The sequence below is a fragment of the Pseudomonas sp. DW-iso3 genome (assembly GCF_058725305.1).
The window spans coordinates 225,621-238,082 of the sequence record NZ_JBZXDZ010000007.1 but is presented as its reverse complement, the minus strand read 5'-3'; the positions used below and the strand labels follow the sequence as shown (position 1 = coordinate 238,082).

The 12,462-nt window shown below is 61.9% G+C and carries 8 protein-coding genes; all 8 read left to right on the top strand.

Annotated elements, in window-relative coordinates:
* The first annotated feature begins 36 nt into the window (after positions 1-36).
* The 8 genes from betA (at position 37) to yccS (ending at position 12,407) form a co-directional block, all read left to right on the top strand.
* Entirely contained in the window at positions 37-1,740 is a 1,704-nt protein-coding gene (betA, locus tag AC4PS7_RS21790) for a choline dehydrogenase (protein ID WP_010207131.1), read from the top strand.
* Positions 1,741-1,920: 180 nt separating this feature from the next.
* Complete coding sequence (locus tag AC4PS7_RS21785; protein WP_042571442.1) at positions 1,921-3,363, top strand: TldD/PmbA family protein; 1,443 nt, start codon at positions 1,921-1,923, stop codon at positions 3,361-3,363.
* Positions 3,363-4,679: a TldD/PmbA family protein gene (locus AC4PS7_RS21780; RefSeq protein WP_492179742.1), complete on the top strand. Its 1,317-nt coding sequence runs from the start codon at positions 3,363-3,365 to the stop codon at positions 4,677-4,679. The genes AC4PS7_RS21785 and AC4PS7_RS21780 overlap by 1 nt, the downstream gene beginning before the upstream one ends.
* 288 nt (positions 4,680-4,967) lie before the next feature.
* Positions 4,968-5,816 (top strand): alpha/beta fold hydrolase, encoded by an 849-nt coding sequence (locus AC4PS7_RS21775; RefSeq protein ID WP_010207135.1) that lies wholly within the window; start codon positions 4,968-4,970, stop codon positions 5,814-5,816.
* A 36-nt stretch (positions 5,817-5,852) separates the two neighbouring features.
* Entirely contained in the window at positions 5,853-7,280 is a 1,428-nt protein-coding gene (mdtD, locus tag AC4PS7_RS21770; protein ID WP_010207136.1) for a multidrug transporter subunit MdtD, read from the top strand.
* A gap of 130 nt (positions 7,281-7,410) precedes the next feature.
* On the top strand, positions 7,411-8,748 hold the full coding sequence (gene dbpA, locus AC4PS7_RS21765; protein ID WP_231501119.1) for an ATP-dependent RNA helicase DbpA: 1,338 nt from the start codon (positions 7,411-7,413) through the stop codon (positions 8,746-8,748).
* 69 nt (positions 8,749-8,817) lie between these two features.
* A complete protein-coding gene (locus tag AC4PS7_RS21760; protein ID WP_031291102.1) occupies positions 8,818-9,996 on the top strand; it encodes a BaiN/RdsA family NAD(P)/FAD-dependent oxidoreductase in 1,179 nt (392 codons plus the stop codon).
* Positions 9,997-10,223: 227 nt separating this feature from the next.
* Positions 10,224-12,407 (top strand): YccS family putative transporter, encoded by a 2,184-nt coding sequence (yccS, locus tag AC4PS7_RS21755; RefSeq protein ID WP_010207141.1) that lies wholly within the window; start codon positions 10,224-10,226, stop codon positions 12,405-12,407.
* The last annotated feature ends 55 nt before the right edge of the window (positions 12,408-12,462 follow it).

Below are 12,462 nucleotides of genomic sequence, written 5' to 3'. Positions count from 1 at the left end.
GCCCGACCTGACTAGACTTCAAAGAGGGTGCATCCAATGTCCCAAGAATACGACTACATCATTGTGGGTGCCGGCTCCGCCGGTAACACCCTGGCGACCCGTCTGACCGAAGACGAAGGCGTCACCGTCCTGCTGCTGGAAGCCGGCGGCCCCGACTACCGCTTAGACTTCCGTACCCAGATGCCAGCCGCCCTGGCGTTCCCGCTGCAAGGCCGCCGCTACAACTGGGCCTACGAGACCGATCCAGAGCCACACATGGACGGCCGTCGCATGGAATGCGGTCGCGGCAAGGGCCTGGGTGGCTCTTCCTTGATCAACGGCATGTGCTACATCCGTGGCAACGCCATGGACTACGACAACTGGGCGAAATTGCCAGGCCTGGAAAACTGGACGTACCTGGACTGCCTGCCCTATTTCAGAAAAGCTGAAACTCGGGACATCGGCCCGAACGACTGGCACGGCGGCGATGGCCCGGTCAGCGTGACCACGCCGAAAGCCGGCAACAACCCACTGTTCCACGCCATGGTTGAAGCCGGCGTACAGGCCGGGTACCCACGCACCGAAGACTTGAACGGCTACCAGCAGGAAGGCTTCGGCCCGATGGACCGTACCGTCACGCCAAACGGCCGTCGTGCCAGCACCGCGCGCGGTTACCTGGACACGGCCAAGAAGCGTTCGACACTGACCATCGTCACCCACGCCCTCACCGACAAAGTGTTGTTCGAAGGCAAGCGTGCCGTCGGCGTGCGTTACCTGATCGGCGCCGCCGAAGAACGCGTTGAAGCCCGCGCCCGTAAAGAAGTACTGGTGTGCAGCGGCGCAATCGCTTCGCCGCAATTGCTGCAACGCTCCGGTGTCGGCCCGGCCAAACTGCTGGAAAGCCTCGACATCCCGGTGGTCCATGACCTGCCAGGCGTCGGCGAAAACCTGCAGGACCACCTTGAGCTGTACCTGCAATACGCGTGCACCCAACCCGTGTCGCTGTACCCGTCGCTGCTCTGGTACAACCAGCCGGCCATCGGCGCCGAGTGGCTGTTCAACGGCACCGGCATCGGCGCCAGCAACCAGTTCGAAGCGGGCGGTTTCATCCGCACCCGTGAAGAATTCGAGTGGCCGAACATCCAGTACCACTTCCTGCCGGTAGCGATTAACTACAACGGCAGCAACGGTGTGAAAGAGCACGGTTTCCAGGCGCACATGGGCTCCATGCGTTCGCCGAGCCGTGGCCGCATCCAGCTGAAGTCGAAGAACCCACGGGACTACCCGAGCATCCTCTTCAACTACATGGCCACCGAACAGGACTGGCAGGAATTCCGCGACGGCATCCGCCTGACCCGTGAAATCATGCAGCAGCCGGCACTGGACCCCTACCGTGGCCGCGAAATCAGCCCAGGTATTGACGTGCAAACCGATGAACAGCTCGACAAGTTCATCCGCGAACACGCTGAAACCGCGTTCCACCCGTCCTGCTCGTGCAAGATGGGCACCGACGAGATGGCGGTAGTGGACGGCGAAGGCCGCGTGCATGGCATGCAGGGTCTGCGCGTTGTGGATGCGTCGATCATGCCGATCATCACCACCGGTAACCTGAACGCACCGACGATCATGATCGCCGAGAAAATCGCCGACAAGATCCGTGGCCGCCAGCCACTGCCGCGCAGCACCGCCGACTACTACGTGGCCGGCGATGCGCCGGTGCGTGGCAAGCCGATGCGTGAAGTGGGCCCGCTGGCGCAGTAACTGATACACCGCGGTGCTGCCTTCACAAGCAAGCCCGCTCCCACCTTTGATCGGGTTCACACGGTCAAAATGTGGGAGCGGGCTTGCTCGTGAAGGGGCCTAACCATTCACTGCAAAACCTCTCCTTGATCGGCTACTCTGTTTGCCTGCCCGCGCCGAGCCGCCCACAAGGAAGGCCCCATGTTCGACCACCACGCCACACTCAAACAGCATTTCAGTGCCCTGCGCACTCGCGCCGAATTCTTCTCCCTGCGCTACGTACGCGAATCCGGCCAATACCTGGCCGTGCGCAAAAACGTCGCCGAACCACCGCACCTGAACCACGACGAGGGCGCCATGCTCACCGTGCGCCTCAACGGTGTGGAAGCCTACGCAGCGACCAACGACATTTCCCTGCCTGGCCTGCAAGCCGCCCTTGAGCGTGCCGAACAGCAAGCCCGGTTGATCAAGCCCCACGCGCTACTCGACCTGCGTGACCAGCACGTCTCCAGCGATGTGGCGGACTATCTGTCCCCCGAACTCAACCAGCCCTTCCCGTCCCTGAGCGACTGCTACCAATTGCTGGGTGACGAATCCGCCGCGGTGCCCAAGGACGAGCGCCTGGTGAGCTGGGAAGTCAGCCTCGGCCTGACCCACGTCGAGCAAATCTACCTCAACAACGCCGGCGCCGAACTGCGCCAGGCCCAGCGCTTTGTATTCCCCGGCGTCAATGTCACCGCCTACGACGGCAACGACAGCCAGAGCCGCACCCTCGGCGGCAGCAATTTCGGCCAGCAAGGCGGGTTTGATGTGATCAGCCGCTTCGGCCTGGTCGGAGCCGCGCCACGCATCGCCGACGAAGCCGTGCAATTGCTGCTTGCACCCAACACCCCCAACGGCCCGCGTGACCTGTTGCTGATGCCCGACCAGATGATCCTGCAGATCCATGAGTCCATCGGTCACCCACTGGAGCTGGATCGCATCCTGGGTGACGAGCGCAATTACGCCGGCACCAGTTTTGTGAAGGCCAGCGACTTCGGTCACCTGCAATATGGCTCCAAGTTGCTCAACGTGACGTTCGACCCGGACATCCCCGAACAACTCGCCAGCTACAGCCATGACGACGACGGCACTCCCGCCAGCAAGCAGTTCCTGATCCGCGAAGGGCTGCTGCTCAAACCGCTGGGCGGTGCGCTGTCGCAATACCGTTCGGGCATGAGCGGCGTGGCGAACAGCCGGGCCAGCAGTTGGAACCGCGCCCCCATCGACCGCATGGCCAACCTGAACATCGAAGCGGGCGACAAGCGCCTTGCGCAACTGATCGGTGGCATCGAAAACGGCATCTTGATGTCGACCAACCGTTCATGGTCCATCGACGATGCGCGCAATAAATTCCAGTTCGGCTGTGAATGGGGCCAACTGATCGAGAACGGTGAGCTGAAAGGCGTGGTGAAAAACCCCAACTACCGGGCTATTTCCGCGAATTTCTGGCGCAACCTCAGCGCGGTCGGTGACGCCAGTACCTTCAAGGTGCTGGGCACGCCGAACTGTGGCAAAGGCGAACCCAACCAGGTGATCCGCGTCGGCCATGCGTCGCCCGCCTGTGTATTCAGTGATGTCGACGTATTTGGGGGAGACGCCTGATGAACACCTTCAAGGCATTGGTGGACTGGCTCAAGCACGCCATCACCGACAGCGAACAATTCCACCTCGGGTATGCGGATGAAGCGTCCGAGTTCGTGCGCTTCAACCACGCCAAGGTACGCCAGGCCGGCCAGGTGCAACAGGCCAGCCTCAGCTTGAAACTGATCAACGACGGCCGCCACGCGGACCTCGGCATCACCCTGGCCGGCGAGCTGGAACTGGACCGCCAACGCTTGGCCGATGGCCTGCAACAGTTGCGTGAAACCCTGCCGTTGCTGCCGCAGGATCCGTACCTGCTGCTGAACCACAACGCCTGGCAAAACAGCAACGAACAAACCCGGCCGTTGCCGGAACTGGCGCAGGTACTGGAAGACATCAAGGCGGCCGCCCACGGCGTCGACCTGGTCGGTTTCTATGCAGCCGGCCCCATCACCCGAGGCTTTGCCAGTTCGTCGGGCGCCTTCGGCTGGCACCAGGCCAATAGCTTCAATTTCGATTTCAGCCTGTTCCACGCCAATGGCGAAGCGGTGAAAGCCAGCTACGCCGGACACACCTGGGACAGCGCCGAATTTGCCGCGCGCTTCCAGCAGGCCCGCGAACAGCTTGAGTTCCTCGGCCGCCCACTGCACACACTGGCGCCCGGACACTACCGCGCCTACCTCGCCCCGGCGGCGATTGAAGAAATCATCAGCATCATCACCTGGGGCGGGTTTTCCGCCCAGGCGATCGCCAGCAAGGGCAGCTCGCTGCAAAAGCTGTATGCCGGCGAACAGTCCCTGAGCCCGCTGGTGACGCTGACTGAACAGATCAGCGGCTCCCTGAGCCAGGCATTTTCCACCGAGGGTTATCCACGCGGCGACGTCACACTGATCAAGGCGGGGAAAGCCGATGGCCAATTGATCAATTCGCGCAGCGCTGCCGAATACGGCTTGAGCACCAACGGCGCGAGCAGTGATGAATCGCCCAGCGCCTTGCAGATGGCCGCCGGCAGCCTGGCCCAGGCCGATATCCTCAAGCAGTTGGGTACCGGGTTGTACATCAGCAACCTGTGGTACCTGAACTATTCGGACCTTCCGGCGGCACGCCTGACCGGCATGACCCGTTTCGCCACCTTTTGGGTGGAAGACGGCGAGATCAAGGCGCCGGTCAGCACCATGCGCTTTGATGACAGCGTCTACCACCTGCTCGGCACGCAGTTGGAAGCCCTGACCGCTGAACGGGAACTGCTGCTGTCGGCCAGCACTTACAGCCAGCGCAACACCGCCTCCAACCTGCTGCCGGGGGCTTTGGTAAAACGCCTGACGCTAACCCTTTAACCACCACTATCCCCTGTGGGAGCGGGCTTGCTCGCGAATACGGTGCATCAGTCACACATGTGCTGACTGACACTGCGCATTTCGCGAGCAAGCCCGCTCCCACAGGGGCTGTGTCAGCTTCTGACATCTCGGTTCCATCCTCTCCTACGGTCAATTCTCTTCTTCCCATTCCGTGGGGCAGCCTGTTGTCGCCTGTAAAAAACCTCGATATAACGGTTAGTGGCATCCCGCCACCCGACAGGTAGTACTGCATGCACTTGCCCGGGAAGGGCAAGCTGGAGCGTTGACATGAACCATGGAAGTTTTGTCATTGAAAAGCTGTTCAAGCACTACAACGTTCATGTTGAGCAGCTAGGAAACGATTCTGCAAAAAAGACCGTCTTGATGGTCAACGGCGCGCTGTCCACCACGCGCTCGTTCGCTCGCACCAGTAAATGCCTGGCAGAGCATTTCAATGTGCTGCTGTTCGACCTGCCGTTCTCCGGCTATTCCCGCGAACACAACACTGACCTCGACCTGGTAACCAAGGACGACGAGGTGCACATGCTGCGCGCCCTGGTCGAGCGTTTCCAGGTCAACCACCTGGTGTCGGCCTCCTGGGGTGGTATCTCGACGCTGCTGACCCTGGCGCACAACCCACCCTCCATCGAAAGCTCGGTGGTGATGGCCCTGGCACCCAACCTCAATCAAGCCATGCTCGACTACGTGGAACGTGTGCGCGTGCTGATCGAAGCGGATGACAAGTCTGCCGTCGGCCACTTGCTCAATGAAACCGTGGGCAAATACTTGTCGCCCCGGCTCAAACGCAACAACCACCGTCACCTGTCGACCATGGCCACCACCGAGTACCGCCAGGCGCGTTTCCATATCCACCAGGTACTGGCCTTGGGCGATGGCAACTACCTGCCGGCACTGCGGCAGATTGAAACGCCAGTGCACTTCCTCAACGGCGCGCTGGACGAATACACCCCCGCCGCCGAGGCCCAGTTGTTCAAGCAGTACGTGGGGCGCAGCAGCTTTGCCGTGGCCGAGCAGACGGGCCACTTGCTCGACCTTGAATCCAACGAAGCCGCCGTAGCGGTGCACCGTGAGCTGCTGGATTTCCTGGTGGGAAAACACGCGACGGTTGGCGCATAATCGCAAACACATAGCCTGCTATCAAAAAGGTATTCCATGCCGAACCGCGTCCCGCTTGATGCCAAGACCGCCCGCTGGCTCCCCTGGGTGGTCGCGATTGCCTTCTTCATGCAGTCGCTGGACGGGACGATCCTCAATACGGCACTGCCGGCGATGGCACGGGACCTCGCAGAGAACCCATTGCGCATGCAAGGGGTGGTGATCGCCTACATGCTCACCGTCGCCTTGCTGATCCCGGCGTCGGGCTGGATCGCTGACCGCTTCGGCACCAAGAAAATCTTCTTTGGCGCCATCATGCTGTTCAGCATTGGCTCGCTGCTGTGCGCCCTGTCCAGCAGCCTGACCATGCTGGTGGGCGCACGGGTGATCCAAGGCCTGGGCGGTGCGCTGATGCTGCCCGTCGGGCGACTGGTGGTGCTGCGCGCCTACCCCCGCTCCGAACTGGTGCGCATCATGGGCTTCATCACCATCCCCGGCTTGCTCGGCCCGTTGCTCGGCCCGACCATGGGCGGCTGGATGGTGCAGTACCTGACATGGCACTGGATCTTTCTGATCAATTTGCCGGTGGGCATGATCGGCTGCTACGCCGTGTGGAAATTCATCCCCGACCTGCGCGGCACTGAGCGCACGCGATTCGACGGAATCGGCTTCCTGCTGTTTGGCGCCGCGATGATCCTGATTACCATCGCCATGGAAGGCCTGGGCGAGCTGCACCTGCCGCACTTGCGGGTGATGTTGCTGCTGTTCGGCGGGCTCGCGTGCCTGGCGGCGTATTGGCTGCGGGCCGGGCATATCGATAACCCGTTGTTCTCACCGGTGCTGTTCAAGACCCGCACCTTCGCCGTGGGCATCCTCGGCAACCTGTTCGCGCGGTTGGGCAGCGGTGCCCTGCCGTTCCTGGTGCCGTTGCTGTTGCAGGTGGCACTGGGTTATTCACCGTCGGAAGCCGGCATGAGCATGTTGCCCCTGGCGGCGGCGGCGATGTTTGCCAAGTCCGTGGCACGCCCGCTGATCGAACACTTGGGCTACCGCATCGTCCTGACCGGCAACACCCTGGCGCTGGGCATCATGCTGGCGAGCATGGGACTGGTCACGGAGCACACGCCCTACCCGCTGCTACTGGGTATGCTGGCGGTACTGGGGGCGATCAATTCGCTGCAATTTACCGCCATGAACACCGTCACCCTGATCGACCTCGATGATGCCCAGGCCAGCAGCGGCAACAGCCTGCTGTCGGTGGTGGCGCAGTTGTCGCTGAGCCTCGGGGTCGCGTGCGCCGGTGCACTGCTCGGCGGATTTACCGCCGAAACCGGCAACGACGGTGTGGAAAGCGTCCTCGGCGCGTTCCAACTGACCTTCCTCACCGTGGGCATCATGGCGATGCTGGCGGCGGCGATCTTCCTGCAACTGTCGCCCAAAGACGGCAAGCGTGCAGCCAGCCCGGAGCAGCATATCGAGCATTAACAGGCTTCTCGTCTAGAACTTGCAGGGAAATTCCCACGAGGCTGGTACACTGCGCGACATTTTGTTTTGCAGAGCCAGTCCCGTGACTACCATCGCCACCGCTTTTAATACTTTGCCCCTGTCCGCCGCCATGCTGGCTAACCTCGACTCGCTGGGTTATGTCGAGATGACGCAGATCCAGGCGCAAAGCTTGCCGGTGATCCTCAAGGGGCTGGACTTGATTGCCCAGGCCAAGACCGGCAGCGGCAAGACCGCCGCCTTCGGCATCGGCCTGTTGAACCCGATCAACCCGCGTTACTTCGGCTGCCAGGCCCTGGTGATGTGCCCGACTCGTGAGCTGGCCGACCAGGTCGCCAAGGAAATTCGTCGCCTGGCCCGTGCCGAAGACAACATCAAGGTACTGACCCTGTGCGGCGGCGTGTCCCTCGGCCCGCAGATCGCCTCCCTGGAACACGGTGCCCACGTCATCGTCGGCACACCGGGTCGTATCCAGCAGCACTTGCGCAAAGGTTCGCTGGTACTCGACGGCCTGAACACGCTGATCCTCGATGAAGCCGACCGCATGCTCGACATGGGCTTCTACGACGCCATCGAAGACATCATCAGCAAGACCCCACCGCGCCGCCAAACCCTGCTGTTCTCGGCCACTTACCCGGTGAGCATCAAGCAGCTGGCCTCGAAGTTCATGCGCGCGCCGCAGCAAGTGAAAGCCGAAGCGTTCCACTCCGACGATCAGATCGAACAGCGTTTCTACGAGATCTCGCCGGAAGAGCGCATGGACGCCGTGACCAAAGTACTGGCGCACTTCCGTCCAGCCTCCTGCGTGGCCTTCTGCTTTACCAAGCAGCAAGTGCAGGAAACCGTGGATCACCTGACATCCAAGGGCATTTCCGCCGTCGGCCTGCATGGTGACCTGGAACAGCGCGACCGTGACCAAGTGCTGGCGATGTTCGCCAACCGCAGCACGTCGGTGCTCGTTGCTACGGACGTTGCCGCACGCGGTCTGGACATCGACTCGCTGGACATGGTGATCAACGTCGAACTGGCCCGCGACTCGGAAATCCACATTCACCGCGTCGGCCGTACCGGTCGTGCTGGCGAAACCGGCATCGCCATCAGCCTGGTGGCACCGTCCGAAGCGCACCGCGCCCAGGCCATCGAGCAACTGCAGAAGTCGCCACTGAACTGGGATCAACTGGACAACCTCAAGCCACAAAGCGGTGGTCCGTTGCTGCCGCAGATGAGCACCCTGTGCATCGCTGCCGGCCGTAAAGACAAGGTTCGCCCTGGCGACATCCTCGGCGCGCTGACCGGTGAAGCCGGCATCCCGGGTGCCCAGGTCGGCAAGATCGCGATCTTTGACTTCCAGGCCTTCGTGGCCGTGGAGCGCGGGATCGCCAAGCAGGCGTTGCAGCGTTTGAACGACGGCAAGATCAAAGGCCGTTCGTTGCGCGTGCGCATCCTGTAAAGATCTCCAACTTAAGGGAGATCCACATTTGACTGTATTCCAAATCAGAAAATGTATGAGGACACCGTTTTGCGCTCGACCGAAGTTGTGATCATTGGCGCCGGCGCCGCGGGCTTGATGTGCGCACTGACCGCCGCCGGGCGTGGGCGCAAAGTGATGTTGATCGACCATGCGAACAAGGCCGGCAAGAAGATCCTGATGTCCGGCGGTGGCCGCTGCAATTTCACCAATATGTACACCGAGCCGGCCAACTTCCTGTCGCACAACGCGCATTTCTGCAAGTCCGCCCTGGCGCGCTACACCCAGTGGGACTTTATCGGGTTGGTGGCCAAGCACGGCGTGCCCTATCACGAGAAGAAGCTCGGCCAGTTGTTCTGCGATAACAAGTCCAGCGACATTCTCGGCATGCTGCTCGATGAGTGCATCCAGGTCGGTGTGAGCCTGCACCTGGACACGTCGGTCCAGGAGATTGCCAAACTGGAAGCCGGTTATCAGTTGCAAACCACCTTGGGTGAGCTGCGCTGCGAATCCCTGGTGATCGCCACGGGCGGCCTGTCGATTCCGACCCTGGGCGCCACTGGGTTCGGTTACCAAGTGGCCAAGCAATTCGGCCATGAATTGCTGCCGACCCGCGCCGGGCTGGTGCCGTTCACCATCACCGACCAGCTCAAGGATCTGTGCGGCGAGTTGTCCGGCACCTCGGTGGATTGCCTGGTCAGCTGCAACGGCCAGAGCTTTCGCGAGAACATCCTGTTTACCCACCGTGGCCTGAGCGGGCCGGCGATCTTGCAGATATCCTCGTACTGGGAGCCCGGCGACACGGTGGAAATCAACCTCCTGCCCGACCACGACGCCCACACCTGGCTGCAACAGCAACAGGTCGAGCGCCCCAACAGCGAGCTGAAAACCCTGCTGGGCGAGATCTTCACCAAGAAGATGGCGAACCTGCTGGCGGAGACCTGGTTCGCGTCCAAGCCAATGAAGCAGTACACCCATGCCGAGATTGCCGATATCGCGCAAAAGCTCGGCAGCTGGCAACTGGTGCCGGCGGGCACCGAGGGTTATCGCACGGCGGAAGTGACGTTGGGTGGGGTGGATACGCGGGAAGTGTCGTCCAAGACCATGGAGTCGCTGAAAAGCCCTGGCCTGTACTTTATCGGCGAAGTGCTGGATGTGACCGGCCACCTGGGCGGCTTCAACTTCCAGTGGGCGTGGGCGTCGGGTTACGCCGCCGCACAGTACGCCTGACTAAAGGATGTACTCGATCAAACTGTGGGAGCTGGCTTGCCTGCGATGACGGTGAGCCAGGCAACGCTAATGCTGAATGTGCCGACGCCATCGCAGGCAAGCCAGCTCCCACATTCGATTTGTGGTGTGGCCGGAATAAATTTTGCTGTTGGATGTGATCGTCACGCTTGCCGTGGCGTCCTTGATAGCTCAATTTAGCGGCATCGTCCCGGAAGACTCCAGACTTCATGTCATCAACCTCGTTCAAGCAGTCCATGCGGCGCCTGTGGGCGCTGGATAAATTCAGCTACAGCATTCGGGTGTTCATCGCCCTCACCGGCAGCATGGCGCTGTGCTGGTATCAGGATGAAATGACACTGCTGATCCCGCTGTTCCTGGGGATTATCGCCAGCGCCTTGGCCGAGACCGATGACAGTTGGCAAGGCCGTCTCAATGCCCTGGCGGTGACGCTGGTGTGTTTCAGCATCGCCGCGCTGTCGGTGGAGCTGCTGTTCCCTTATCCCTGGATCTTCGCGATCTCCCTGGCCCTGGCCACCTTCTGCCTGACCATGCTCGGCGCCTTGGGCGAACGGTATGGCGCGATTGCATCGGCGACGCTGATCCTGTCGGTGTACACCATGATCGGCGTGGACCAGCGCGGTGGCGCCGTCTCCGATTTCTGGCACGAGCCGTTGCTGCTGGTGGCTGGCGCCGCCTGGTATGGCGCGCTGTCGGTGCTGTGGCAAGCGTTGTTTTCCAACCAGCCGGTGCAGCAGAGCCTGGCGCGGCTGTTTCGCGAATTGGGGCGTTACCTCAAGCTCAAGTCATCGTTGTTCGAACCGATCCGCCAACTGGATGTTGAGGCGCGTCGCCTGGAACTGGCCCAGCAAAATGGGCGAGTCGTTGCCGCGCTGAATGCGGCGAAGGAGATCATCCTGCACCGCGTCGGCAATGGCCGCCCTGGTTCGAAAGTCAGCCGCTACCTCAAGCTGTACTTCCTGGCCCAAGACATCCACGAACGCGCCAGCTCGTCCCACTACCCCTACAACGCCCTGGCCGACGCCTTCTTCCACAGCGACGTGCTGTTCCGTTGCCAGCGCCTGCTGCGCCAACAGGGCAAGGCCTGCCAGACCCTGGCCGAATCGATCCAACTGCGCCAGCCATTCATCTATGACGACAGCTTCGCCGAAGCCTTGGGCGATCTGAACGCCTCCCTGGAACACCTGCGCATCCAGAGCAACCCGGCCTGGCGCGGCCTGCTGCGCTCGCTGCGCGCCCTGGCGGCCAACCTGTCCACCCTGGACCGCCTGCTGGGCGACGCCAGCAACCCCGACAGCCTGGCGGATGCTACCGACAGCAACCTGCTGGACCGCGCCCCGCGCAACCTCAAGGAAATGTGGACACGCCTGCGTACGCAGATGACCCCCACCTCCTTGCTGTTCCGCCATGCCTTGCGCCTGTCCCTGGCGCTGACCGTGGGCTACGGCATGCTGCATGCAATTCACGCCTCCCAAGGCTACTGGATCATCCTGACCACGCTGTTCGTGTGCCAGCCCAACTACGGCGCCACCCGCCGCAAACTCGGCCAGCGGATCATCGGTACCGCCATCGGGCTAACCGTGGCTTGGGCGCTGTTCGATCTGTTCCCAAGCCCACTGGTGCAGTCGATGTTCGCCATCGCGGCCGGCCTGGTGTTCTTTATCAACCGCACCACCCGCTACACCCTGGCCACCGCCGCGATCACCTTGATGGTGTTGTTCTGCTTCAACCAGGTGGGTGACGGCTACGGCCTGTTCCTGCCGCGCCTGTTCGATACCTTGCTGGGCAGCTTGATTGCGGGCCTGGCGGTGTTCCTGTTCCTGCCGGACTGGCAGGGCCGCCGCTTGAACAAAGTGCTGGCCAACACCCTGACCTGCAACAGCATCTACCTACGCCAGATCATGCAGCAATACGCCGCCGGCAAAAGCGATGACCTGGCCTACCGCCTGGCCCGACGCAATGCGCACAACGCGGATGCGGCGCTGTCGACCACCCTGGCGAATATGCTGATGGAACCGGGGCACTTTCGTAAGGAGGCGGACGTGGGCTTCCGCTTCCTGGTGCTGTCGCACACTTTGCTCAGCTACTTGTCAGGGCTGGGGGCACACCGCGAGACCCAATTGCCAGCCGAGGTGCGGGAACACCTGATCGAAGGCGCAGGGAACACCTTGGCGGCGAGCATCGATGAAATCGCCACGGGGCTGGCGAACAAGCAGCCGATTGCGATTCAGAGCGATGCCGAGGAAGCGCTGGCGGTGGAGCTGGAGCAGATGCCGGATGAGATTGATGAGGGGCAACGGCTGGTGCAGACACAGTTGGCGTTGATTTGCCGGCAGTTGGGGCCACTGAGGACATTGGCTGCGCATCTGATCAAGGACACCCGTGCGGCTTAGACCGCTTTCGCGAGCAAGCCAGCTCCCACATTTAACCGCGCCCATCCTTTGGAAT

Excerpts from the sequence above, each read along its gene's own strand:
- betA (WP_010207131.1), top strand. The coding sequence starts at position 37 with ATGTCCCAAGAATACGACTACATCATTGTGGGTGCCGGCTCCGCCGGT.
- AC4PS7_RS21785 (WP_042571442.1), top strand. The coding sequence starts at position 1,921 with ATGTTCGACCACCACGCCACACTCAAACAGCATTTCAGTGCCCTGCGC.
- AC4PS7_RS21780 (WP_492179742.1), top strand. The coding sequence starts at position 3,363 with ATGAACACCTTCAAGGCATTGGTGGACTGGCTCAAGCACGCCATCACC.
- AC4PS7_RS21775 (WP_010207135.1), top strand. The coding sequence starts at position 4,968 with ATGAACCATGGAAGTTTTGTCATTGAAAAGCTGTTCAAGCACTACAAC.
- mdtD (WP_010207136.1), top strand. The coding sequence starts at position 5,853 with ATGCCGAACCGCGTCCCGCTTGATGCCAAGACCGCCCGCTGGCTCCCC.
- dbpA (WP_231501119.1), top strand. The coding sequence starts at position 7,411 with ATGCTGGCTAACCTCGACTCGCTGGGTTATGTCGAGATGACGCAGATC.
- yccS (WP_010207141.1), top strand. The coding sequence starts at position 10,224 with ATGTCATCAACCTCGTTCAAGCAGTCCATGCGGCGCCTGTGGGCGCTG.